21 protein-coding genes are annotated in these 23,166 nt (G+C 65.6%); 14 read left to right on the top strand and 7 right to left on the bottom strand.

Features of this window, described 5'->3' with window-relative positions; all coding sequences use genetic code 11:
• Positions 1-765, bottom strand: a complete 765-nt coding sequence (gene ubiG / locus PP1Y_RS22565; RefSeq protein WP_013834253.1) for a bifunctional 2-polyprenyl-6-hydroxyphenol methylase/3-demethylubiquinol 3-O-methyltransferase UbiG — start codon at positions 763-765, stop codon at positions 1-3.
• Between the two features lie 80 nt (positions 766-845).
• Here ubiG and PP1Y_RS22560 point away from each other — a divergent pair, with 80 nt between their 5' ends.
• The gene (locus tag PP1Y_RS22560) at positions 846-2,090 is read left to right on the top strand and encodes an aspartate kinase (protein WP_013834252.1); all 1,245 of its coding nucleotides are present in this window, start codon (positions 846-848) and stop codon (positions 2,088-2,090) included.
• A gap of 104 nt (positions 2,091-2,194) precedes the next feature.
• Here PP1Y_RS22560 and PP1Y_RS22555 read toward each other — a convergent pair whose 3' ends face one another.
• Positions 2,195-3,517, bottom strand: coding sequence for an acetyl-CoA hydrolase/transferase family protein (locus PP1Y_RS22555; RefSeq protein ID WP_148275050.1), 1,323 nt, complete (start codon positions 3,515-3,517; stop codon positions 2,195-2,197).
• Positions 3,518-3,693: 176 nt separating this feature from the next.
• Here PP1Y_RS22555 and PP1Y_RS22550 point away from each other — a divergent pair, with 176 nt between their 5' ends.
• The 4 genes from PP1Y_RS22550 (at position 3,694) to PP1Y_RS26440 (ending at position 7,329) form a co-directional block, all read left to right on the top strand.
• Positions 3,694-4,719, top strand: a complete 1,026-nt coding sequence (locus PP1Y_RS22550) for a nitronate monooxygenase family protein (protein ID WP_013834250.1) — start codon at positions 3,694-3,696, stop codon at positions 4,717-4,719.
• Between the two features lie 11 nt (positions 4,720-4,730).
• Entirely contained in the window at positions 4,731-5,585 is an 855-nt protein-coding gene (gene purU / locus PP1Y_RS22545; RefSeq protein WP_013834249.1) for a formyltetrahydrofolate deformylase, read from the top strand.
• A 68-nt stretch (positions 5,586-5,653) separates the two neighbouring features.
• On the top strand, positions 5,654-6,055 hold the full coding sequence (locus PP1Y_RS22540) for a VOC family protein (RefSeq protein WP_013834248.1): 402 nt from the start codon (positions 5,654-5,656) through the stop codon (positions 6,053-6,055).
• Positions 6,056-6,258: 203 nt separating this feature from the next.
• Positions 6,259-7,329 (top strand): diguanylate cyclase, encoded by a 1,071-nt coding sequence (locus PP1Y_RS26440; RefSeq protein ID WP_013834247.1) that lies wholly within the window; start codon positions 6,259-6,261, stop codon positions 7,327-7,329.
• 10 nt (positions 7,330-7,339) lie between these two features.
• Here the strand turns inward: PP1Y_RS26440 and PP1Y_RS22530 are convergent, their stop codons facing one another.
• Positions 7,340-7,798 (bottom strand): protein tyrosine phosphatase family protein, encoded by a 459-nt coding sequence (locus PP1Y_RS22530; RefSeq protein WP_013834246.1) that lies wholly within the window; start codon positions 7,796-7,798, stop codon positions 7,340-7,342.
• Between the two features lie 96 nt (positions 7,799-7,894).
• On the opposite strand from PP1Y_RS22530, the gene PP1Y_RS22525 reads away from it, so the two are divergent.
• From PP1Y_RS22525 to PP1Y_RS22505, 5 genes are all read left to right on the top strand, one after another.
• Positions 7,895-8,767: a dienelactone hydrolase family protein gene (locus tag PP1Y_RS22525; protein WP_013834245.1), complete on the top strand. Its 873-nt coding sequence runs from the start codon at positions 7,895-7,897 to the stop codon at positions 8,765-8,767.
• 210 nt (positions 8,768-8,977) lie between these two features.
• Positions 8,978-9,916, top strand: coding sequence for an SPFH domain-containing protein (locus PP1Y_RS22520; protein ID WP_013834244.1), 939 nt, complete (start codon positions 8,978-8,980; stop codon positions 9,914-9,916).
• A complete protein-coding gene (locus tag PP1Y_RS22515) occupies positions 9,916-10,362 on the top strand; it encodes an NfeD family protein (protein WP_041559110.1) in 447 nt (148 codons plus the stop codon). Before PP1Y_RS22520 ends, PP1Y_RS22515 begins: the two co-directional genes overlap by 1 nt.
• Before the next feature lie 87 nt (positions 10,363-10,449).
• Positions 10,450-10,851 (top strand): peptide-methionine (R)-S-oxide reductase MsrB, encoded by a 402-nt coding sequence (gene msrB, locus PP1Y_RS22510; protein ID WP_013834242.1) that lies wholly within the window; start codon positions 10,450-10,452, stop codon positions 10,849-10,851.
• A gap of 132 nt (positions 10,852-10,983) precedes the next feature.
• Complete coding sequence (locus tag PP1Y_RS22505) at positions 10,984-13,194, top strand: transglycosylase domain-containing protein (protein ID WP_013834241.1); 2,211 nt, start codon at positions 10,984-10,986, stop codon at positions 13,192-13,194.
• A 189-nt stretch (positions 13,195-13,383) separates the two neighbouring features.
• Here the strand turns inward: PP1Y_RS22505 and PP1Y_RS22500 are convergent, their stop codons facing one another.
• From PP1Y_RS22500 to hflK, 3 genes are all read right to left on the bottom strand, one after another.
• Entirely contained in the window at positions 13,384-14,967 is a 1,584-nt protein-coding gene (locus tag PP1Y_RS22500; RefSeq protein WP_232512536.1) for a Do family serine endopeptidase, read from the bottom strand.
• Between the two features lie 91 nt (positions 14,968-15,058).
• Positions 15,059-15,898: a protease modulator HflC gene (hflC, locus tag PP1Y_RS22495; protein ID WP_013834239.1), complete on the bottom strand. Its 840-nt coding sequence runs from the start codon at positions 15,896-15,898 to the stop codon at positions 15,059-15,061.
• The gene (hflK, locus tag PP1Y_RS22490; RefSeq protein WP_013834238.1) at positions 15,898-17,052 is read right to left on the bottom strand and encodes a protease modulator HflK; all 1,155 of its coding nucleotides are present in this window, start codon (positions 17,050-17,052) and stop codon (positions 15,898-15,900) included. The genes hflC and hflK overlap by 1 nt, the downstream gene beginning before the upstream one ends.
• 143 nt (positions 17,053-17,195) lie before the next feature.
• Between hflK and PP1Y_RS22485 the strand changes: the two genes are divergently transcribed.
• From PP1Y_RS22485 to PP1Y_RS22470, 4 genes are all read left to right on the top strand, one after another.
• A complete protein-coding gene (locus PP1Y_RS22485) occupies positions 17,196-18,182 on the top strand; it encodes an Mrp/NBP35 family ATP-binding protein (protein ID WP_007012204.1) in 987 nt (328 codons plus the stop codon).
• Positions 18,182-20,437: a xanthine dehydrogenase family protein molybdopterin-binding subunit gene (locus PP1Y_RS22480; protein WP_013834237.1), complete on the top strand. Its 2,256-nt coding sequence runs from the start codon at positions 18,182-18,184 to the stop codon at positions 20,435-20,437. Before PP1Y_RS22485 ends, PP1Y_RS22480 begins: the two co-directional genes overlap by 1 nt.
• Positions 20,437-21,459 (top strand): ferrochelatase, encoded by a 1,023-nt coding sequence (gene hemH, locus PP1Y_RS22475; protein ID WP_013834236.1) that lies wholly within the window; start codon positions 20,437-20,439, stop codon positions 21,457-21,459. Before PP1Y_RS22480 ends, hemH begins: the two co-directional genes overlap by 1 nt.
• A gap of 84 nt (positions 21,460-21,543) precedes the next feature.
• The gene (locus PP1Y_RS22470; RefSeq protein ID WP_013834235.1) at positions 21,544-22,560 is read left to right on the top strand and encodes a MarR family transcriptional regulator; all 1,017 of its coding nucleotides are present in this window, start codon (positions 21,544-21,546) and stop codon (positions 22,558-22,560) included.
• Positions 22,561-22,590: 30 nt separating this feature from the next.
• On the opposite strand, the gene PP1Y_RS22465 is transcribed toward PP1Y_RS22470, so the two are convergent.
• Positions 22,591-22,920, bottom strand: coding sequence for a PilZ domain-containing protein (locus tag PP1Y_RS22465; RefSeq protein WP_232512534.1), 330 nt, complete (start codon positions 22,918-22,920; stop codon positions 22,591-22,593).
• Between the last annotated feature and the right edge of the window lie 246 nt (positions 22,921-23,166).

Raw genomic sequence — 23,166 nt, 5'->3', positions numbered from 1 at the left:
TCAGGCCGCGCGCGCGGTGACGATGTAGTTGAGGGACATGTCCGAAGAGAGGTGCAGGCCGCTCACCGGCGACCACGAAATCCCTTTCGGCTCGCCCATGACAAGACCGGCTGCGGCCAGCAGATCGTGCAGTTCTTCGGGCGTGACGAACTGGCTCCAGTCATGCGTGCCGCGCGGCACCTTGCCGAGACGCTCGGCGGCCTCGACCAGCAGCAGGCGCGAGGCAGGTGTGCGATTGGGGCACGAGAGGATCATCAGCCCCTTCGCTGCCAGCGCTCCTGCCAGCTCGCCCACGAACTGCGCCTTGTCGGCGACGTGCTCGATCACTTCCAGCGAGCAGACGAGGTCATGGTCCTTCAGGCCCAGCGCGCCGAGTTCGCCGTGACGATAGTCGATGGCAAGGCCCATGGCCGCGGCATGGGCGCTGGCGGTTGCGACGTTCTCGGCCGCAGCATCGACGCCGGTGACCTGTCCGCCCAGCCGGGCGAGCGGTTCGCACAGCAGCCCCGCGCCGCACCCGGCGTCGAGCACGCGTTTTCCCGAAAGTGGACGCAGCGCGTGCGAATCACTCCCGAAATGCAGGTCGATCGCCTCGCGGATAAAGGAAAGGCGCACCGGATTGAGCTTGTGCAGCATCGCGGAGGAGCCTTTCGGGTCCCACCACTCTGCCGCCAAAGCCCCGAAATGTGCGGCTTCTTCCGGGCGAATCGTGGCACTTGCGGAAGGCTTGTTCACGTCCGTGCTCGTGGCAGTTGCATTGTTCATGGACCATCCCTAACAGCGCGCCGAACTCTTATCTACTCGCGCAATTTGACGGGAGCACCGGCACCTTGGCACGTATCGTGATGAAATTCGGCGGCACTTCTATGGCCGGGACCGAGCGCATTCGTCGCGTGGCGGGCATCGTCAAACGCCAGCAGGAAGCCGGGCACGAGGTTGCCGTGGTGGTTTCCGCGATGGCGGGCGAGACCGATCGCCTCGTGAACTTCTGCCGCGAGGCCAACGCGCTTTACGATCCGGCCGAATATGACGTCGTCGTCGCCAGCGGCGAGCAGGTCACGGCCGGCCTCCTGGCGCTGACCTTGCAGTCGATGGGCTGCAAGGCCCGTTCGTGGCTGGGCTGGCAGCTGCCGATCCGCACCGACGATGCCCACGCCAAGGCGCGCATCGAGGAAATGGATTCCGAAGCCGTGCTGGCCTCGATGGCGGGCGGCGAAATCGCGGTTTTCCCGGGCTTCCAGGGCATTTCGCCCGATGGCCGCGTGACGACGCTGGGCCGCGGCGGTTCCGACACTTCGGCCGTTGCCGTGGCTGCTGCGGTCAAGGCCGACCGCTGCGATATCTACACCGACGTCGACGGCGTCTACACCACCGATCCGCGCATCGTCGCCAGGGCGCGCAAGCTGCCGCTCGTCACCTATGAGGAAATGCTCGAACTGGCTTCGGTCGGCTCGAAGGTCCTGCAGACCCGTTCGGTCTCCCTTGCTATGAAGGAGAACGTCCGCGTCCAGGTGCTCTCCTCGTTCATCGACGAGAACGCCCCGCCGGCCGACGACCTGCCCGGAACGATGATCGTCAGCGATGAGGAATTGGAAGGAAGCGACATGGAACGCCAGCTGATCACCGGCATCGCCGCCGACAAGAATGAAGCGAAGATCACCCTGACCCGTGTGCCCGATCACCCGGGCGCCGTTGCCGCGATCTTCGCGCCGCTTGCCGAAGCGAACATCAACGTCGACATGATCATCCAGAACGTCCCCAAGGACAAGGGCGAGACCGACGTGACCTTCACCGTGCCGCAGGCGGACCTCGCCCGCGCACAGGCGATGCTCGAGGAACGCAAGGACACGATCGGCTTCTTCCGCCTGATCGCGGACGACAAGGTCGCGAAGATCAGCGTCGTGGGCGTGGGCATGCGCAGTCACGCCGGCGTAGCCTCGACGATGTTCAAGACGCTGGCCGACCGCGGCATCAACATCCAGGCGATCTCGACCAGCGAGATCAAGGTCTCGGTGCTGATCGACTCGGACGAAACCGAACTGGCCGTGCGCGTCCTGCACACCGCCTACGGGCTCGACGCCGCGGCCTGATTTCCCGCCAGACAGACCCGGCTTCGCGCGCTGGCGCGGACCCGGGGTGGCCGTGATGCGCTCAATCGGCCTCGCTCGCGTCGCGCACTCGGCAGCATGGATGGCTAGAGTGACCTTGCCAGTTCGTCCCGAAAGTGCGGATGGGCGAGGGCGATCATCGCTTCGGCCCGCTGTCTCAGCGATTTGCCGCGCAAGTTGGCCGCGCCGAATTCGGTGACGATCCAGTGGACGTCGTTGCGCGGCGTCGTCACCGGGCCTTCGAGGGACGGGACGATGCGGCTAACCGTTCCGTCCTTGGCGGTGGAGCGGCAGGCGATGATCGAGATACCGCCCTTCGAGGCATTTGCGCCGCGCACAAAATCGAGCTGCCCCCCCGATCCCGAGTACTGGTGGCCCATCATGTGCTCGGAATTGCACGCGCCCGACAGGTCGACCTGCAGCGTTGCGTTGACCGAGACGACATTGTCGTTCTTGGCGATGTGGCGCGGGTCGTTCACGATGTCGACCGGCAGAGAGTAGATCGCCTGGTTGTCGTCCAGCCATTCATAGAACGCGGTATCGCCCATCGCGAACGTGAAGACGGTGCGGCCCGGGAAGGTGGCCTTGCGCCGGTTGGTGACGGCTCCGCGCTGCATCAGCCCGGCGAGTGCGGGGGTGAGCAGTTCCGTGTGGATGCCAAGGTCACGGCGGCTCCTCAGGCGGCTGCAGACGGCGGCGGGCAGGTTGCCGATGCCCATTTGCAGGCAGGCCCCGTCATCGATCATTTCGGCGACGATCTGCGCGATTGCCTCGTCCTCTGGCGCTGCGGCGTGATCCTTCACGGTGATCAGGGGGGACCGGTTCTCGACGATGGCGTCGATTTCCGAGACGTGCAGCGGCGATTCGCCGAAGACGCGCGGCATGAGCGGATTGACCTCGACGATCAGCTTCCTTGCAGATCGGGCGGCAACCGAGGTGTAGTCGTTCGCCGTGCCGAAGGTGAAGTAGCCGTGCTTGCCCATCGGCGAGACCATTGTGACGCAGGCGTCGAGCGTCACATCCTCGCGCAGGAGCTGCGGCGAGGCGCTGAAGGCGGTGGGCACGAACTCGATCAATTCGTCGCAGTGCGACGGATCGTTCTTCATCAGGCCGCGCTCGACGCTGGACAGGAACATGCAGTGCGGGCGTACCCGGTCGAGCAGGTCGCGCCGCAGGACGCTGCTCGCCGCATGGGTCATCGAGTGGAAGTACCACAGGCGCAGCGCCGACAGGTCTTCGGTCTCCACGTGCCGTGCGATCGCGGCAAGCAGTGCCGGCGGTTCGGCAACGGCCATGCCCATGGCGACGTCGCTGTCGGCAACGATAAGCCGAGCCGCGTCCTGCGCGGACATCAGCTTCGAGCGATAGAGTTCCTGGACGTCCATTGCGGGCAAGGCTCGCACCGCCATGCGACAAGATCAAGTCGGCAGCCCCGCTTCGCAGCGGGCCTGACAGGCCCCATCGGTCCTGCTGCAGGCGCTGAATACGCGAAATAGCCGCAGGCGAGGCGTTCTCGACGCTTGTGCGCCGGGGTACGTCCGCCTATGGCCCATGCCCGGTTCCAAAGCGGGTTACGGGAGCATCGATGGCCGCCTACACAAAGACCTCTGCGCTGATGGCGCGGGGATGTGAATTTCTCGGCACCGAGTACGCGATCCTGTGCGGCGCGATGTCCTGGGTGTCGGAGCGCAACCTCGTTTCGGCGATCAGCAATGCCGGTGGTTTCGGCGTGATAGCTTGCGGTGCGATGACGCCCGAGCTGCTCGATGCCGAGATCGCGGGGACCAAGGCGCTCACCGCGAAGCCCTTCGGCGTGAACCTGATCACCATGCACCCCCAGCTCTTCGACCTGATCGAAGTCTGCAAGAAGCACGGCGTCGGCCACGTCGTGCTGGCCGGAGGCATTCCGCCCAAGGGCAGCGTGGAGGCGATCAAGGCGGGCGGCGCCAAGGTCATCTGCTTCGCGCCGACCCTGGCGCTGGGCAAGAAGCTGCTGCGTTCGGGCGCCGATGCGCTGGTGATCGAGGGCATGGAAGCGGGCGGCCACATCGGTCCGGTCTCGACTTCGGTGCTGGCGCAGGAAATCCTGCCCAACCTTGCTGCCGAAAATCTCGTCTTCGTCGCTGGCGGCATTGGCCGCGGCGAGCTGATTGCCGGATATCTCGAGATGGGCGCAGCCGGCGTCCAGCTTGGCACCCGCTTTGCCTGTGCGAGCGAATCCATCGCTCATGCCGCTTTCAAGAAGGCTTTCTTCCGTGCTTCGGCCCGCGATGCCATTGCGTCCGTCCAGGTCGACCCGCGCTTGCCGGTCATTCCGGTGCGCGCGCTGCGCAACAAGGGCACCGAGGAGTTTACGGCCAAGCAGCTGGAAGTGGCCCGCCTGCTCGATGAAGGCGTCGTCGACATGGGCGCGGCCCAGCTCGAGATCGAGCACTTCTGGGCAGGAGCCCTGCGCCGCGCGGTGATCGACGGCGACGTGGAAAGCGGCTCGGTCATGGCCGGCCAGTCGGTGGGCATGGTCACCAAGGAAGAGCCGGTCGTCGACATCATCGCCGAGCTGATGACCGAGAGCGAAGCAGCACTTTCCAATCGCGGCGCCGCGGCAGCCTGAGGTTAGTGCGCGTGGCCCAGCCCCTGATCCTTGCGCTGTCCTGCGCCGATCGGCCGGGCATCGTTGCCCGCGTTACCGGCTATCTCGCGCAGATGGGCGGCAACATCATCGAGGCGCAGCAGTTCAACGACCTGGATGAGGACAAGTTCTTCATGCGCGTCGCCTTCGATCCGGGGGCGGCCGATCGTGAGGAAATCCGCGAGGGCTTCGGCGCCATCGCGCACGAATACGGCATGGCCTGGTCGATGGTGCGCCGCGACCGGGCGCGGCGCGTGCTGCTCATGGTCAGCAAGTTCGACCATTGCCTCGTCGACTTGCTCTATCGCCAGCAGATCGGCGAGATCGCGATGGACGTGGTCGGCATCGTCAGCAACCATCCGCGCGATGCGATCAAGGCGCAGATGATCGGCGACATTCCCTTCCATCACTTGCCGGTGTCGAAGGAAACCAAGGCCGAGCAGGAAGCGCAGGTCCGGGCGCTGGTGCAGGAAAGCCGTGCCGAGCTGGTGGTGCTCGCGCGCTACATGCAGATCCTCTCGGATGAAATGGCCTCGTTCCTCTCCGGCCGCTGCATCAACATCCACCACTCGTTCCTGCCCGGCTTCAAGGGGGCCAAGCCCTATCACCAGGCGCACGCGCGCGGGGTCAAGATGATCGGCGCAACTGCGCATTACGTGACAGCAGACCTCGACGAAGGGCCGATCATCCACCAGGATGTGGAGGCCGTGACCCACGCCGACACGCCCGATGACATGGTGCGCAAGGGGCGCGACATCGAACGGCGGGTGCTGGCGGAGGCGGTGCGCCTGCATCTCGAGGACAGGGTCCTTCTCAACGGCAGCCGCACGGTCGTTTTCCGCAGCTGATCGACGCTCCTCTTGTCCGGGTCCGGCCGCGGGGCCATGATCGGTTGGAATTCCAGCGGAGCAGGGCCATGAAAGTCAGTGGCATCGACCACGTCAATATTCTTACGGACGATCTCGAGAAGACGGCATCGTTCTACGAGACTGTCCTCGGCCTGACGCGCAGCGAAAATCCGGCGATCGCCAGCGGCGTTGCCGGCTTCTGGATGCGCGACGCAACTGGTGCCCCCATCGTGCACCTCATAGACCGTGGGACCGTATCGGGACGCTACGACGCTTATCGGCCGGGCGAGCCGACCAATGCGCTGCATCACGTCGCCCTGCGCTGCGAAGGTTTCGCTGCGACATGTGCGCGGCTGGACGAATTGGGCTGCGCCTATCGCGTCAATGACCTGTCCCACATCAATCTCATGCAGATCAATCTGAGCGATCCCAATGCGGTCAACCTCGAGTTGAACTTCGCCGACCTTTGAACGCGACGGGAGCGAAGTCCCCCGGCGGAACCCTGCTTGTTCGCTTCATGGCGTGGTTTAAGCAATCGATTGCAATTCTTCATTCACTCTTTCTATATATAAGGGCTGCTACTTAGTGCGCCCAATTGAACGAACTGTTCGAATTAGACGGTGCATGGTAGTTCGGGGGTGATGGCAAGTTGGGGGGCAATTCGTTGAGTATCATGCGGTTTCTGGCGGGCGCTCGCTCGGAATCGGCTTCGTCGGCCGATAAATTCGTTGAACGGTCCCAAGCAGGCGAGGGCGGTCTTTCCGCGCGGGAACTCGTGCGCAAGCAGTTGATGGAAGACATCGGCGAATTTCTGCTCGGCAACGACCTCGAGATCTCCGAAGCCAATCTCTCCGCGGCGCTCGGCCTTTGCTCGGGCAACGACATCGGCCTGGCCAACCGCGTCGCTGAACGGCGGGCGAAAGGCCTGCCGATCGATCAGGCCTGGCTCGACGAGCAGCGCAAGAATGGCGACGAGGCCATCAACCGCATCTCGGACAAGCTGGAGCGAACCCTCGAGAGCTTCGCTGAGACAAGCCGCAGCGCGCGCGACACCGCAGCGCAGTACAATACCGAGATGCAGGCTCAGGTCGACAAGGTGGATTCCGGCGATGATCGCGAGGAAATCCGCAACCTGGCCGCCGTCGCCATGGCGATGATCGAGCGCACGCGCCATCTTGAACAGGAAATGCGCCGCAGCGAGAGCGAGGCGGATTCGCTGCGGGTGAGCCTTGCCAAGGCGCGGCGCGATGCCGAACACGATCACTTGACCGGCCTGCCCAACCGGCGCGCCTTCGAAGGTCTGCTCGAAAGCCACTTCCGTGAAGCCCAGCAGGAACTCGACGCTCTGAGCGTGGCCTTCTGCGACATCGATCACTTCAAGAAGATCAACGATACCCATGGACACGATGCGGGCGACCGCGTGCTTCAGGCAGTCGCGGCGACGCTGGCCAAGATCACCGACGACAACTGCCACGTCGCGCGCCACGGCGGCGAAGAATTCGTCATGCTGTTCCGCGGTCTTGGCAAGACGGCTGCCAAGGAAAAGCTCGACTCGGTGCGCGAGGTCTTCGCACGTCGCAAATTCGTGAACCGGCGCACCGATGAGCCGATCGGCACGATCACCTTTTCCGGCGGCGTGGCCGATGTCTTCGCCTATCCCACCACGCGCGATGCGCTCAAGGCGGCGGACATCGCGCTCTATTCCGCCAAGGAACAGGGCCGCAACCAGATCGTCGCGGCCTGATCCCTGATCCCTAGTCGCCGATGAAGCGGGCCCAGGCGGAGGCGTCCTTGTGGTCGCTTTGCGCCGGGTCCCATTGCACGCGAAGCAGGGCGCGCGCTTTGTCCGGGCTCATGCCGCGCGCTTGCCGGTTCCACCGGTATATGAAGGCCGAAACGCGCCAGTTGAGGATGCAATGGACGTGGACCGGCGCATCGCCGGCCGCGGCCATGGCATCGCTGAACGCGGTGAAATGCGCGTCGCCGGGCGCGTCGAACGGGACCGGGATGTGGCTGTAGGCAATGCCCGCCTCGGCCAGCAGTATGGCCTCGTCCGTCAGCGCACCCGGAGAATCCGGTAGCGCGAGGTTGATCACATGTCGCACGCCAAGGGCGCGCAGCCGCTCAGGGTCTGCGGGCGAGAGCTTGCCCGAAGTCGTCAGGCGTGCGTCGATGCGTTGCCAGCAGGGTATGTCGTCAGGGTCGCTCGGCATGGATACTCATTCTCGTGTTGAAACCATTCGCTCGCAATCTCGCTAGCGGCTTGGTAACCTCTCGGCAAATCTCGACAATCCGGGAGGCCTGTCCCCATGTGCGATGAATTCACCCAAGCAAGCGAAGACGCCAATCTGGCCCGGCGCGGCCTGAGCCGGCGCCAGTTCGCGGCCATGGGGGCAACCATTGCCCTGGCCAGTTGCTCGAAGTCGGTGGAGGCTGACGGGGGCAGCCAGGTTGCCGAGCGCATGGTTTCGATCACCACGCCTGATGGCGTTGCCGATGCCTTCTTCGTCCACCCGTCCGAAGGCGCCCATCCCGGCATCGTCATGTGGCCCGACATCGCGGGACTGCGGGAGGCCAAGAAGATCATGGCCCGCACGCTGGCTGCCGAAGGCTATGCGGTTCTGGTGGTGAACCAGTACTACCGCGGTGGCCCGGCGCCGCTTCTAAAAAGTTTTGCCGAGTGGCGCACGCCTGAGGGACAGGCCAAGATCGCGCCCTTGCGCGAACAGCTTACCCCGGCGGCAATCACCAGCGATGCCGGGGCCTATGTCGCGTTTCTCGATGGGCAGCGCGAAGTGGACAAGGGGCGCAGGATCGGCAGCAACGGCTATTGCATGGGCGGTCCGTTCACCGTGCGCACCGCGGCGGCCGTGCCCGATCGCGTCGGGGCGGCGGCCTCGCTCCATGGCGGCGGGCTCGTGACCGAGGAGCCGGACAGTCCGCATCGCCTGCTTGCGAAGACCGAGGCGTCCTATCTCTTTGCAATCGCCCGCAATGACGATGCGCGCGACCCGCAGGCCAAGGTGGAGCTGCGCAAGACAGCGGACGCCGCAGGCCGCCCGGCCGAGATCGAGGTCTATCAAGCCGATCACGGCTGGTGCGTGCCGGACTCGCCGTCCTGGGATCCGAGCGAAGCCGACAAGGCCTGGAACCGGATGCTGGCCCTGTTCGCTCGGCTCTGAGGACAACTTCCGCATCGCCGGTGCGTTCTGGCATCGCCAGGCTCAGTTGGATTGGCAGCGGGGCTTTCGGTGCAATTTAACAAGTTCCGGTTTTACTTGTCCCTTACGTCCCTGCCGCTAGGATCGTGCTTTATCGGCATGTAATGAGGGGATTGCGCCGTGACTGAATTTCTCATTGCCCTGATTGTCGTCGTGGTCGTCTTCCTGATGATGGGCGTTCGCGTCGTGCGGCAGGGCTATGTTTACACGGTAGAACGGCTCGGCAAGTTCACGCTTGCGGCGCAGCCCGGGCTTCATGTCATCATTCCTTTCGTCGACCGCGTCGGCCAGAAGGTGAACATGATGGAGCAGGTCCTGGACATTCCCGGGCAGGAGATCATCACCAAGGACAACGCCATGGTCGGTGTCGATGCGGTAGTGTTCTTCCAGGTGCTCGATGCCGGCAAGGCAGCTTACGAGGTCCACAACCTCTACAGCTCGATCATGGCGCTCACCACCACCAACCTGCGTACGGTCATGGGTTCGATGGACCTCGACGAGACGCTGTCCAAGCGTGACGAGATCAATGCGCGCCTGCTGTCGGTGGTCGACCATGCGACTTCGCCCTGGGGCGTGAAGATCACCCGCGTCGAAATCAAGGACATCCGGCCCCCGCTCGACATTTCCAACGCGATGGCCCGCCAGATGAAGGCCGAGCGCGAGAAGCGCGCCGAGATCCTCGAGGCCGAGGCAAGCCGAGCTTCGGCGATCCTGCGCGCCGAAGGCGAAAAGCAGTCGCAGATCCTCTCGGCAGAAGGTCGGCGCGAAGCCGCCTTTCGCGACGCCGAGGCGCGTGAGCGCGAAGCCGAGGCCGAAGCCCGCGCGACGCACATGGTCAGCCAGGCGATTGCGGAATCGGGCTCGCAGGCGATCAACTACTTCATCGCCCAGAAGTACACCGAGGCGGTGGCCAAGTTCGCGACCTCGCCCAATGCCAAGACGATCCTCTTCCCGGTCGAGGCGACCCAGCTGATCGGCACGCTGGGCGGGATCGGTGAACTGGCGAAGGAAGCGTTGAACAGCAATCCGCCGTCCTCGCCCCCGCCGCCTCCTGCCCAGACGCGCCGCGCCGCACCCAGCGTGCCGCCCTCTGCCGGCGGTGACCGCTGATGGATGACCTGATGAACCTGGAGGTGCATTACACCTGGCTGGCCATCGGCCTTGTGCTGGCGATTGCCGAGATGGCGATCCCGGGGGTGTTCCTGATCTGGATGGCCGGGGCGGCGCTCATCACGGGGCTCGTCGCGTGGCTGCTGCCGATCGGGCTGCCGCTGCAGATCGTGATCTTCGCGCTGCTGTCGATCATCGCCGTCTTCACCGGCAAGCGCGTGCTCAAGGATCACCCGGTGGTGGCCGCCGATCCCAAGATGAACCAGCGCGGCGAGCGCGTGGTGGGCGAAACGGTTGTGGTGACCCAGGCGATCGAGGGCGGTTCCGGCCGCGTGCGCCTGGGTGACAGCGAATGGCTTGCCAAGGGCGCGGATGCCATCGTCGGCACGCGCCTCAAGGTCGTCGGCCATGACGGCGTGGTGCTGGTCGTCGAACCGATGGCCTGAACCTGGGTGTGAGCTGCCCGGCACGGGGAGGGGCACTGGAAACCTGCGCCCCACCGCCCCATATCTGCGCCAAGGAGAAGTGCAGATATGACCGACAAGCTCAACCTCACGGAAGAAGAATGGCGCGAACGGCTGACGCCCGAACAGTACCAGGTGCTGCGGCAGGCTGGCACCGAGCGGGCCTTTACCGGCAAGTACGAAAGCAACAACCAGGCCGGCATGTACACTTGCGCCGGTTGCGGCGCGCCGCTGTTTTCGTCCGAAACGAAGTATAATTCCGGCTCGGGCTGGCCGAGCTATACGGCCCCTGTTGCGGGCGATGCCGTCGACGAACATCGCGACGTGTCGCACGGCATGGTGCGTACCGAGGTGACCTGTGCCCGCTGCGAGGGACATCTCGGGCATGTGTTCCCGGACGGTCCGGGGCCCGACGGCCTGCGCTACTGCATCAACAGTGCCTCGCTCGACTTCAAGCCGAAGGAAGACTGAACCGGCGCGCGGCGCTCGGTAAAGCGCCGTTTCATGCACATCTCGTTGTTAAGGTCGGGTTACAAATCCGGCGTACAAAGTGTACGACGCGTTCGGACAAGAAGGTCCGTCAAAGGGGTTTGCATCTAGAAGATGGCCAAGAATACCGGCCGGCGCCGCACATCGGGCGGCCCTTCCTCCAAGCCGACCAGGAAACCGCTCTGGTTCCGCGCAATCCGCTCACTGATGATCTGGGGTCTTGCCCTGGCATTGCTGGGCGGCCTGTTCCTTGCTGCGGCCGTGACGTTTACCATGCGCGAACTGCCCGATTTCAGCGCGCTCAAGAGCAGCCAGAACGGGCAGATGATCGTCGTGCGCGCCCGCGACGGCAGCGAGCTGGTCTCGCTCGGGCCGAGCTACGGCAAGTGGCTGGGCTACGACCAGATCCCGCAAATCATGAAGGACGCGATGATCTCGGTCGAGGATCGCCGCTTCCGCGATCACTACGGCGTCGATCCCATCGGCATCGTGCGCTCGGTCATGGTCCGCTATGAGGCCGGTCGCTGGAAGCAGGGCGCCTCCACGATCACCCAGCAGCTGGCGCGCAACATCTTCCTGAACAACGCCCGCACGTTCGGGCGCAAGGCGCGCGAGATGGTCCTGGCGCTGGCGCTGGAACGCAAGTTCAGCAAGGACCAGATCCTCGAGCTTTACCTGAACAAGGTCTATTTCGGTGGCGGCGCCTATGGCATCGACGCGGCGAGCCGCAAGTTCTTCGGCCATCCTGCGACCGAGCTTTCGACCGGAGAAGCGGCGATCATCGCCGGTCTGGTCAAGGCCCCGTCGAACTATTCGCCGACGGCCGACGTCCAGGCGTCCATCGCGCGCGGCAACGTCGTGCTCGGTACGATGGCCGACAACGGCGTCATTACCCAGAGCGAGGCGGACGGCACCGACCTCACCAAGGTCAAGCTTGCCAAGGAGAAGGGGCAGAACTCGGTTCGCTACTTCACCGACTGGGCGCTGCCCCAGCTGGACATGCTGCTGCCCGAGACCAACGAGCCGATCGAGGTCTGGACCACGCTCGACCCCAGGATGCAGGAAGCGGCGACCGCGGCGATCATCGCGAATGCTCCCAAGGGCGCGCAGGGCGCACTGGTCAGCCTCGACAACGACGGTGCGGTGCTGGCGCTGGTCGGCGGCACGGACTACATCAATTCGAACTACAACCGTGCAACCAGCGCGGAGCGTCAGCCAGGATCGGCCTGGAAGCTGTTCGTCTATCTCGCCGCGCTCGAGGCGGGCTACACGCCGAGCGATCCGGTGGTCGACGAGCCGGTGACGATCGACGGGTGGAGCCCGCATAATTCCGGGCGCAAGTATGCCGGGCAGATCGATATCCGCTCCGCCTTCGCCTATTCGAAGAACACCATCGCGGCGCAGCTTGGCAATGAGGTGGGCTTCGGTACCGTGGCCAGCATGGCCCGCCGCTTCGGCATCACCACGCCGATCAACACTCAGCCGGCCATGGTGCTGGGCACTTCGGAAGTGCGCCTGATCGACATGACCCGCGCCTTCGCTGCAGTCAGCGCCGGCGGCACTTCGGTGGAGCCTTATGGCATCACCAAGGTCACGACGACTGACGGCGAAGTACTCTACCAGCACAAGTCGGTGCGCGGGCAGGTTCTGGTGCCTCACTACGTTGCGGCCGGGATCACCGACCTCCTGCAGTCGGCCGTGGCCACCGGTACCGGCCGGGCGGCGCAGATCGGCCGACCGGTTGCGGGCAAGACCGGCACGACGAGCTCGAACAAGGACGGCTGGTTCCTCGGCTTCTCCAGCGGCGTGACTACCGGCGTGTGGATGGGCCGCGACGATGCCAAGGCGGTTCCCGGGCTGTCGGGCGGCCACGCTCCGGCGCGTGCTTTCGCCGACTTCATGAAGGTCGCCGTCGCCAAGCGTCCCGTGGAGGAGTTCGACACCAAGCTGCAACTTCCCGAGTGGCAGCTCGAGCCGGACGACGAGTATCTCCAGGGCAACCCGGATGACTACTACTACGTCGACGAGAACGGCAACCTGGTGCATCCGGGCAGCGGCTCGGGCGACGATGCCCCGATCTACGAGGACGGCACGATCGGCCCGGGGCCGGGCCCCGGTGCCGCGATGGTGCCAGATTACGGCAATCCGCCCGCCGCCAATGACGACTTCCTCGACCGGGCGACTGGCCGGGCCCCGGCCAATGATCCGGGTCTTCGGCCCGGACAGGGGCTTGCGCCCAAGATCGTTACCCCGCCCGCGCCGGGCGCAACCCGCACTCCGGCACCGGCCGCAACGCGCACGCCGACCCCCGTTCCCAACTACTGAGGCACTGCAAGGGGGGATCGGGGCGATCCCTTACATTGCGTTGCCGGGCCTTCCTTCGCGTTGCCGGGGGATGAGATCAGGCCCCGCACCCCGCGCCGCGAGCGCATACAGAAACACCCGCCGGATCGCTCCGGCGGGTGTTTCTGTATGTCCGCTGCCCCGACCTTGCGGCCGGGGCGCTGCGGCCCGTCAGCGGATGCGGACGGGCACGAAGGCGGAAGGCTGGCCGCGTGGCTGTACACGCAGCAGGATGGCCGAACGCCCGTCTGCCTTGGCGGCGCGGATGGCGCTTTCGAGGTCGGCTTGCGTGTTAACGTCCTGACCGTTGGCCTGGAGCAGGATGAAGCCGCGGGCGAAGCCCTTCTGGCCGGCGTCCGAGCTGGGATCGACGGCGACGATGACGAGGCCCTTCACGTTATCCGACGCACCGAGCTGGCGCGCGATCTGCGGCGTGAGCGGGGTGACCGAGAGGCCGATCGACTTCTCGATGTAGCCCTGCTCCTGCTGCTTGGGCGGGTTGTTGAAGGGATCGGCGTTCTGCTGGTCGTCTTCAGAGTTAAAGCTCTGCTGCAGTTCGTCTTCGCTCGGGCGCTTGGCGACCGTGGCGTTGAGAGTCATCTTGCGGCCGTTGCGGATCACTTCCACCGGCACGCGGCTGCCCGGCTCGGTGTTGGCAACGAGGTAAGAGAGCGTCTGCTCCTTGGTCACTTCCTTACCGCCGACCTTGACGACGACGTCGCCGGCCTTGACCCCGGCCTTGTCAGCCGCGCCGCCGGGTTCGACGGACTGGATGAACTCACCCTTGTTGCGTTCGAGGCCCAGCGACTCGGCAAGGTCGTCGTTGAGCGGCTGGATGCGCACGCCCAGGTAGCCGCGCTCGATCGCTTCACCCTTGATCAGCTTCTGCACGATCGGCGCCGCGGTTTCCGCCGGGATGGCGAAGCCGATGCCGACGCTGCCGCCGGTGGGCGAGAAGATCGCGTTGTTGATGCCGATGACCTGTCCGTTCATGTCGAACATCGGGCCGCCCGAGTTGCCGCGGTTGATCGCCGCGTCGGTCTGCAGGTAGCGGTCGTAGGCGCCGCCGCCGCCGGTGTTGCGGTAGACCGCCGAGATGATGCCCGAGGTCACCGTACCGCCGAGGCCGAACGGGTTACCGATGGCGATGATCCAGTCACCCACACGGGCGTGCGAGGAATCGCCGAACTTCACGAAGGGGAAGGGCTTGGAACGCTCGACCTTCAGGACGGCGAGGTCGGAAGCCGCGTCCTTGCCGATCAGCTTGGCGGGATATTCCTCGCCGTCGGGGGTGGTCACCGTGATCGATTCCACCTCGCCGCGACCTTCGGCGGTGATGACGTGGTTGTTGGTGACGATGTAGCCGTCGGCGCTGATGATGAAGCCAGAGCCCAGAGACTGGGCTTCACGCGTTTGCGGGCCGGCGCCGCCGCCGCCGCCGAACAGCCCTTCGAACGGCGTCCCGGCGAACGGATTGCTGTTCTGCTGGACCTGGATTCGCTGTCGGGTCGAGATGTTGACCACGGCTGGCGCAAGCTGTTCGGTCAGGTCGGCGAAACTGGCCGGAGCGCCGCCTCGCGGGACGACATGGGCCATCTGGCCGGCTTCGTTCTGGGCGACCTGCGCTCCTGCCGGATAGCCGGTTGCGAGCGACAGGGTGGCGCCTCCAAGCAGGAGGGCTGTGGTCAATCCATAAGCATATCGCACGGGCTTCACGTCCTTTGATTCCTCCATTTCGACGGTGTTCGACACCATCCATCGACCCCCTGCCGATTGACGCTCCATGAGCTTAACCGACCTTGAATGGCGCCTGTTTTCCGCCAGTTTGCGGCCTTGAAGGCCGCTCTCACGGCTCCTTGAAATGCTTCAGGTAAGCATTGTCCGACCCAAGCAGGATGGTCTTGCCGTCTTCGCTCTTGGCGAACGAAACGTCGTAGCTCTGCATGGCCCGGTAGAAGTCATAGAAGCCGGGGTCCTGGCCGAAGCTGTCGGCGTAGATCTTCGCGGCCTGCCCTTCGGCTCCGGCGCGGATGATCTGCGCGTCCTTCTGTCCCTTGGCGGTGATCGTCTTGGCTTCTTCCTGCCGGGCCGCTTCCATGCGGGTGAAGGCGCTGGCAAGCGCCCCTTCGGGCAGGTCGGCGCGCTTGATGCGCACGTCGACGACCTGGGCGCCATATTCGCGCGCCTCACGGTCGAGGCCGTCGCGGATGTTCTCCATCGCCTTGCCGCGCTCTGCGGTGAGCAGCGACTGGAACGTGCGCTTGCCCAGTTCCTGGCGCAGCACCGAGGAGAGGATCGGTTCAAGCTGCTCGGTCACGCGCTCGGTCGTGCCAGCGGTCTCGACCATCTTGATCGGGTCGATGATGCGATAGCGCGCATAGGCATCGACGATCAGGCGGTCCTGGTCGGTCGAGAGCACCTGCTGCTGCTCCATGTCGACCGAGAGCAGGCGCTTGTCGATGCGCTGGACCTTGTCGACCAGCGGGATGCGGAAATGCACGCCCGCGTCGGTCTGTCCGAAGGCGGCCTTGGGATCGTAGCCGTTGTAGACCGCAATCGGCTTGCCGGTGCGGATGACGACGGCCTGTTCGCTTTCGGGAACGACGATCATGCTCATCAGGATGGCGACGAGGATGACCCCGGCGCCGATCCAGAACGCCTTGTAGTCCTGCCAGACGTTGGACATCACTGGCCTCCCTTCGCGGCTGCATCCGGGGCAGCGTCCGCAGCGCGGCGTTTCACTTCGGACAGCGGCAGGTAGGGGGTCACACCCTTGGCTTCTGCCACGACCGTGTCGTTGTCGCGCAGCACGCGCTCCATGGTTTCGTAATACATGCGCCGCTTGGTGACCTCGGGGGCCAGCTTGTACTGTTGATAGACCTTGTCGAAGGCTTCCGCGTCACCTTGCGCGCGGGCCAGCAGCTGCTGTGCCCATGCGCGCGCTTCGGACCGGTCGCGCTCGGCTTCCTGCTGGGCGACGGTGACCTGCTGGAAGGCGGTGACCACCTTGCTGGGCGGATCGGCCTTCTTGATTTCCACGCCCTGCACCGCAACGCCTGCCTTGTAGTAGTCGAGGATGCGCTGCATGCGCTCGCGAACGTCTTGCTCCACCTGGGCGCGGCCCGCACCCGAAAGCGCGTCGTTCAGCGAGATCTGCGCGATCGAAGCGCGCATCGCCGCCTCGGCCACTTCGCGCACGGTTTCCTTCGGATCGGTGAGGCGGAACTTGTAGTTCACCAGGTTCTTGATGTTCCAGCGCACCAGGTAGCTGAGGTCGACGAGGTTCTTGTCGCTCGTCAGCATCAGCTTCTCGGTCTCGCCCTCGGGGATCGAGTCCACGGTGAAGGTGCGTACGTCCTCCACGTCGACCTGCTCGATCGGCCAGGGCAGGGTGAAGTTCACGCCCGAATCGATCGTGCGCGCATACTTGCCGAACAGGGTCACGACCGCCTGTTCCTTCGGGCCGATCATGTGAACGCTGGACAGCGCAAGCAGCGCGACGACCGCCGCGCCGATGCCGAGCGGCAGCCACGACTTGCCGTCGGGGCGCTGGGGCAGGCGCGGGAAGTTGCCGCCGCCGCCGCCGGGGCCGCCAGAGCCGCCACCGGGGCGGCGCGGATCGCGCGTGCGGAAAATGTCCTCGATGCTGGCGGACCGGCGCGGCGGCGTGGAGCCGCTGGGCAGCCATGGGTTGCGCGGACCGCGCTTGTCCCCCGAGCGATCGCCATCGCCCTCGGACCCACTGTCCCCGTCGTTGTCTTCGCCGTCCTTGCCGGACTCGTCCGAAGGCCCTTCGCCGCCCTTGTCGCTTCCGCCCCAGGGACTGCGGCGTCCGGACATGGCAAGGCCTGCTCGTGCGATTGCACCACCGATTGCTTTCATGGGACCATCTATAGGAAGCCTATCCCCACAAAAACAGTGCCTCTCTTGCCCTTTTTCGTTCCCTTTGCCACCTGAGCCCCTGAACTAGGGCCGGAGTAGACATGTCGAACGATCAAGCCGAGGGACTGAAAGCGCTGCTGCCGCAGGAGGCGGCAACGCGGTTGCAGTCGCTGCGGGTGGCGGACGGCCGGGCGACGCTGGTGCTCGATGCGACCGGTCTCGATTCGTCGGCGCGCAGCGCGCTCGAAGCGGCAGCGAAGCAGGCCCTGTCGGGCGCCGAGGGCGTTGCCGAGGTGCGCGTGGCAATGATGGCCGACAAGGTCGAGCGCCGGATCATCGCGGTCGGATCGGGCAAGGGCGGCGTCGGCAAGTCGACGCTGGCCACCAATCTGGCGGTCGCGCTCGCCCGGCAGGGGCGCAAGGTCGGCCTCGTCGATGCGGATATCTACGGGCCGTCGCAGGCGCGCCTGCTCGGCACCGAGGGCCAGCGTCCGGTCGCGCATGACAGCAAGCTGGTGCCGATCGCCAGCCGCTGGGGCGTACCGGTGCTGTCGATGGCGCACCTTTCCGACCCCGGGCAGGCCATTGCATGGCGCGGGCCGATGGCGGCGGGAGCCCTGACGCAATTGCTCGAGGGGCACTGGGACGGGGCGGAAATCCTGATCGTCGATCTGCCGCCCGGTACCGGCGACGTGCAACTCACGATGCTGCAGAAGTTCAAGCCGGCCGGCGCGGTGATCGTCTCCACGCCGCAGGACCTCGCGCTGATGGACGCCACCCGCGCGATGGAACTGTTCGAGAAGGGCGGCGTGCCGATCGTCGGCGTCGTCGAGAACATGGCCGGCTACGCCTGCCCGCATTGCGGCGAAGTCAGCGATCCCTTCGGCGCCGGTGGCGCGGAAGCGGCGGCCAAGACGATGAACCAGACTTTCCTGGGGCGCATCCCGCTCGACATGTCGATTCGGCTCGACAGCGATGCCGGCCAGCCCCCCGCTGCCGGCGAAGGGCCGCAGGCGCAGGCCTTCGCCGACCTGGCACGCAAGGTCGGGGAATGGCTGGACGGCGGCGCGAGCAAGGCTCACCCCTGATGGCGATCACGCGCCGAGGCATATTGATCGGCGCCCTTGCAGGTGGCGGACTTGCCATCGGCTACGCCCTGCGCCCGCGCCATTTCCCGCTGCCGCTCGAGCCGGGGCGCGACGAATATGCCTTCGACGCCTGGATCAAGATCGGCAGCGACGGCGTCGTCTCGGTCGCGGTTCCACAAGTCGAGATGGGGCAGGGCGTAACCACCCTCATCCCGCAGATTGTCGCCCATGAGCTCGGCGCGGATTGGCGGCAGGTGGCGGTCGAACCGGCGCCCACCAGCGCGATCTATGCCAATCAGGTCCTCGCCGCGCGATGGGCGCCGCTGTGGATGCCGGCCTTTCCCAAGCTCGCCGAGGAACCGGACAGCGTGTTCACCCGCCGCTGGGCGCAGGATACCCGCTTCAACGTGACGGCGGACGGCACCGCGGTTGCCGCCTTCGAAGCGCCGGTCCGGGAAGCGGCCGCCTCGGCCCGCGCGATGCTGATGCAGGCCGCCGCGGCTCGCTGGGGCGTTGCCTGGGAGGAGTGCCGGGTGCAGGGCGGTTTCGTGATTCACGAGGGCCATCGCCTGCCTTTCGGCGTGCTCGCCAGCGAGGCAGTCGGTTTCTCGCCGCCCGATCCGCCGCCGCTCGACCCGCAGCCGATGGGCGAGGATCCGGGCGATTTCGTACCTGGGCTGCAGCTTGCCTATCCCCGTCTCGACCTGCCCTCCAAGGTAGATGGCACCTGGACTTTCGCTGGCGACGTCCGGATCCCGGGCATGGTCCACGCCGCGATCCGTCATGCGCCGCTCGGCCGCGCCGAAGTCATCGGCTACAGGCAGGATGCCGCCAGGGGCCTGCGCGGTTTCGATCGCTTCGTGCAGCACGGCCCGTGGCTCGCCGCCGTCGCCCGTGACTGGTGGACGGCAGACACCGCGCTTTCCCGCGCTGCGCCCAGGTATCGCGTGTCCGGCGCAGCCGACAGCGGCCAGGCCGACACCGCGCTCGACGCGGCGATGCAGCAGGGTGAAACCCACCGCATCTTCGCTTACGGCGACATGGAGCAGGTAAAGGGCGGCTTGCCCCTGCAGATCCGCTATGAAGTCGCGCCAGCGCTTCACGCCACCATCGAGACTGCCAGCGCGACGGCGCGGATCGAGGGCGGCAGGCTGGAGCTTTGGGTCGGCACGCAGGCGCCCGAGGCAACGCGAAAGGCTGCGGCAAAGGCTCTGGGCATGAGCGTGGTCGACGTGGTGCTCTATCCCATGCCGATCGGCGGGAGCTTCGACCGGCGCCTCGAGCTCGATCATGCGGTGGAAGCCGCGCTGATCGCACGCGAAGTGGGCAAGCCTGTGCAATTGACCTGGTCGCGCCGGCAAGAGCAGGCCGCAGGACTGCCGCGCACGCCGGCAGTGGCCGTGATGGCCGCGAGGACCGATGCCGAGGGCAATCCGGTCGGCTGGCGGGCGCGCATAGCCGTGCCGCCGACGGCTCGCGAATTCGGCCGGCGCCTGTTCGATGGCGATACGCCGCAGGATGCGATCCGCGCCGTCGCCGGCGAAGGCGATGCCATGGCGGTGGACGGCGCAATCCCGCCCTATCGCATTGCCAATGTGGCGGTCGATCACGTACCTGCGCGGATCGACCTGCCCACCGCGCGCATGCGCGGCAATGCCCACGGCTACACCGCCTTCTTCACCGAATCCTTCATCGACGAACTCGCCCACAAGGCCGAGCGCGAGCCGCTGTCCTTCCGCATGGCCATGCTGGGCCAGAACCCGCGCCTTGCCGAATGCCTCCAGCGCGTCGCCGCGCTGGCGCAGTGGGGCGGCGGCGGTGACAACAGCGGGCAGGGGATCGCCTGCCACATGATCGGCGAAGGGCGCATCGCCGTCGTCGCCAGCGCCCGGCGCGACGAGAACGGCGTGCGGGTCGAGCGGCTGAGCGCAGTTGCCGACATCGGCCGGATCGTCAATTTCGATATTGCCCGCCAGCAGATCGAAGGCGGCCTGATATTCGGGCTCGGCCTGACGCTGGGCAGCAGCACCCGCTATACCGATGGCCGCCCCGATCTCGATGGCCTGGGCGACCTTGCCTTGCCGACCCTGGCAGACAGCCCGGAGATCGACCTAGCCTTCATCGCCAGCGATGCCGAACCGGCCGATCCGGGAGAGCTGGGCGTTGCCGCCGTTGCCCCGGCGGTTGCCAATGCGCTTTTTTCCGCGACCGGATACCGCTTCCGGCGCCTGCCGCTCTTTGCCGAGGAACTGTGATGACCAGCCCAGATATCCGCCCTGTCGATCACCCCGCGGTGGCGAGCGGAGGCGTGGCGGTCCTGCTCGTCAATCTTGGCACGCCCGATGCGCCCACCCCCGATGCGGTCCGGCGCTACCTTGCCGAATTCCTCTCGGACAAGCGCGTGGTGGAAATTCCCGCTATCGCATGGAAGCCGATCCTTCACGGCATCATCCTGCGCACCCGCCCCGCGAAATCCGCGCATGCCTATGCCCAGGTCTGGACCGAGGAGGGCTCGCCGCTTGCCGCGATTACCGCCGCACAGGCCCGCGAGCTGCAGGGCATGCTGGGAGACGGCGTGCGGGTGGACTGGGCGATGCGCTACGGCAATCCGTCGATCCCCTCGAAGCTCAAGGCGCTGATGGATGCAGGGTGTGACCGCATTCTCGTGGCCCCGCTCTACCCGCAGTACTCGGGCGCGACGACAGCTTCGGTGATGGACAAGCTAGGCGATGCGCTGCGCGATCTGCGCTGGCAGCCGGCATTGCGCACGCTGCCGCCCTACTTCGACGACGCAGCCTATATCGGGGCGCTGGAGGCGGACATCGCGGCGCAGGTCGAAGGTCTCGACTTCGCGCCTGAAGTCCTGCTGCTGTCATTCCACGGCATGCCCGAACGAACGCTTCACCTGGGCGATCCCTATCACTGTCACTGCCGCAAGACCGCGCGCCTGCTCGGAGATCGCCTTGCGCAGCGCTACCCGGGCCTGCGGATCGAGACCACCTTCCAGTCGCGTTTTGGCCGCGCCAAGTGGCTGGAACCGGCCACAGAGACGGTTCTCGAAGAGCAGGCGAAGTCGGGCACGCGGCGACTGGCGATTGCGGCGCCGGGCTTTTCCGCCGACTGCGTGGAAACGCTGGAGGAACTGGCGATCCGCGGGCGCGAGGTGTTCGAGGCGGCGGGTGGAGAGCGCTATGCCGTGCTGTCCTGCCTCAACGATACCCGGGCCGGGATGACCATGCTCGAGGCGCTGGTCACGCGGGAGCTGTCCGGCTGGTGACAGTAAGTTAACGCCCGTCATCATTGACTTGCGGCCATTTTGTTCCAACTATGTTCCTGTCCAGGAGCATGGAGGCGGGACGAGATGGCAGCGACGGACTTTGCCCAGAGCGATTTTTCCTACGGCAAGGCCGGTCTCGGCAAGGGTGCCGGCTCCGCCGGCCATGGCGATACAGGGCAGTCGGTTTCGATCTCGATCTATGCCAATCGCGGCCACTTGCGGGCAAGCCTGCGCGAAGATGCTGCTGCCGCCGGGTTGACGGTGTCGGCGGCAGGTCCGCTGCGGGATGTCGTCGATGCGCCGATGCGAGCCCTCGGCGATGTCGTCCTGCTCGATTGCCCGCAAGTCGATGGGCAGACGATGGCCGCCTTGTCCGAACTGGACCAGCGCGCGGCATCGGGGGGCTGCCGCCTGATCGTCTCGACCACGGTCGATGCGCTCGATGCGGTGTTCGCTTGCATGGATCAGTCCGCCCCAATTCTGCTCGTCGATCCCAACCGGGCCGAGCGGGTTCTGGCACTGGGCCGCGTTCTTTCGGAATTCCCCCAGGGGCGCCTGCGCGAATTGTCCGAGAATGACCGGTTGATGCTCTTGCGGTTGACCGAGCAGGTCAGCCAGATTGCCGGACGTATTGATCGACTCGCACCCGGCCGTCCGTCCGCCCCGGCCAGCGCGGCATCGGCCTTCTCGTTCGAACCCGCAGGATCGCAGGCGCGCGGCGCCCATTCCGGACGGGAGCCTGCGCGCTTGGGGCTGCCCGATGCGCAGACGGTGCGGCAGATCATCCGCATGCGGCAATTGCGGGGACGTTTCCTTGACGAGGAACTCTTCGCGGATCCGGCATGGGACATGTTGCTCGATCTCACTGCCGCCCGGCTGGAACGCAAGCGGGTTTCGGTCACCTCGCTGTGCATCGCTTCCGGCGTGCCGCCGACCACGGCGCTGCGCTGGATCGGCCAGATGGTCGAAGCTGGCCTGTTCGTGCGCGTATGCGACGACAGCGATCGCCGCCGCGCCTTCATCGAACTGACCGAGCCCGCCGTCGATGCCATGGCTCGCTATTTTTCAGAAGTTTCTCTGACCGCTCCCGTGCCTGTCTGACCCCCTCAGACACGGGAAACCCCGCTCCGGTCAGAGCCGGGTCGTCCCCTCGACCCATTGCCGTGCCACCTGTCGCAGAAGTTCCTTATCCTGCGGCAGGTGGGCGGCATCATCGAGCTCACGCGTTTTCAGCACCACGTCCCCAGGGAGCGGATCGAAAAAGGCGATGCCGCACTGAACTCCCTCAGCCCAGACCACTTCGCCGAATGCTTCGTACTTGTCCCATAGGATCAGCGCCTCGGTCCCCACCCTGGGCAGGTTCTCCAGAGCCAGTCGCGCGCCGCTTGACGACAAATCGATCAGTATCGCACGACAGGTAACGGACCTTGTTTCCAGACGCACGGGCAGGCGGACGCGCAAGCGACTCTGCTCTCGTCGTCCCCGCTGCATGGGACTGGATTTGTGCGGACCTTCGTTCATCGTTATCGCTATCTAGCAGCGGTTATATCGCACCTGATTCTACGGTTCTAGAAGAACTTGTGTGGTTATGAAACCATCAATCCCCGCCACTCCCCCTCTGCCGCAGAAGTCAGGTGGGGCTAACGAGATCCGTCACGCCTTAAGTTGCGTGCAATCATAAGTTAGGTTTCGGTTGATACAAATAAC

This window comes from Novosphingobium sp. PP1Y (assembly GCF_000253255.1).
Lineage (GTDB): Bacteria > Pseudomonadota > Alphaproteobacteria > Sphingomonadales > Sphingomonadaceae > Novosphingobium.
This window is presented reverse-complemented; position numbering and strand designations above follow the sequence as displayed.

Coding starts and splice junctions, on each gene's coding strand:
- ubiG (WP_013834253.1), bottom strand. CDS start 765: ATGAACAATGCAACTGCCACGAGCACGGACGTGAACAAGCCTTCCGCA.
- PP1Y_RS22560 (WP_013834252.1), top strand. CDS start 846: ATGAAATTCGGCGGCACTTCTATGGCCGGGACCGAGCGCATTCGTCGC.
- PP1Y_RS22555 (WP_148275050.1), bottom strand. CDS start 3,517: ATGGCGGTGCGAGCCTTGCCCGCAATGGACGTCCAGGAACTCTATCGC.
- PP1Y_RS22550 (WP_013834250.1), top strand. CDS start 3,694: ATGGCCGCCTACACAAAGACCTCTGCGCTGATGGCGCGGGGATGTGAA.
- PP1Y_RS22540 (WP_013834248.1), top strand. CDS start 5,654: ATGAAAGTCAGTGGCATCGACCACGTCAATATTCTTACGGACGATCTC.
- PP1Y_RS26440 (WP_013834247.1), top strand. CDS start 6,259: ATGCGGTTTCTGGCGGGCGCTCGCTCGGAATCGGCTTCGTCGGCCGAT.
- PP1Y_RS22530 (WP_013834246.1), bottom strand. CDS start 7,798: ATGCCGAGCGACCCTGACGACATACCCTGCTGGCAACGCATCGACGCA.
- PP1Y_RS22525 (WP_013834245.1), top strand. CDS start 7,895: ATGTGCGATGAATTCACCCAAGCAAGCGAAGACGCCAATCTGGCCCGG.
- PP1Y_RS22520 (WP_013834244.1), top strand. CDS start 8,978: ATGGGCGTTCGCGTCGTGCGGCAGGGCTATGTTTACACGGTAGAACGG.
- PP1Y_RS22515 (WP_041559110.1), top strand. CDS start 9,916: ATGGATGACCTGATGAACCTGGAGGTGCATTACACCTGGCTGGCCATC.
- msrB (WP_013834242.1), top strand. CDS start 10,450: ATGACCGACAAGCTCAACCTCACGGAAGAAGAATGGCGCGAACGGCTG.
- PP1Y_RS22505 (WP_013834241.1), top strand. CDS start 10,984: ATGGCCAAGAATACCGGCCGGCGCCGCACATCGGGCGGCCCTTCCTCC.
- PP1Y_RS22500 (WP_232512536.1), bottom strand. CDS start 14,967: ATGGTGTCGAACACCGTCGAAATGGAGGAATCAAAGGACGTGAAGCCC.
- hflC (WP_013834239.1), bottom strand. CDS start 15,898: ATGTCCAACGTCTGGCAGGACTACAAGGCGTTCTGGATCGGCGCCGGG.
- hflK (WP_013834238.1), bottom strand. CDS start 17,052: ATGTCCGGACGCCGCAGTCCCTGGGGCGGAAGCGACAAGGGCGGCGAA.
- PP1Y_RS22485 (WP_007012204.1), top strand. CDS start 17,196: ATGTCGAACGATCAAGCCGAGGGACTGAAAGCGCTGCTGCCGCAGGAG.
- PP1Y_RS22480 (WP_013834237.1), top strand. CDS start 18,182: ATGGCGATCACGCGCCGAGGCATATTGATCGGCGCCCTTGCAGGTGGC.
- hemH (WP_013834236.1), top strand. CDS start 20,437: ATGACCAGCCCAGATATCCGCCCTGTCGATCACCCCGCGGTGGCGAGC.
- PP1Y_RS22470 (WP_013834235.1), top strand. CDS start 21,544: ATGGCAGCGACGGACTTTGCCCAGAGCGATTTTTCCTACGGCAAGGCC.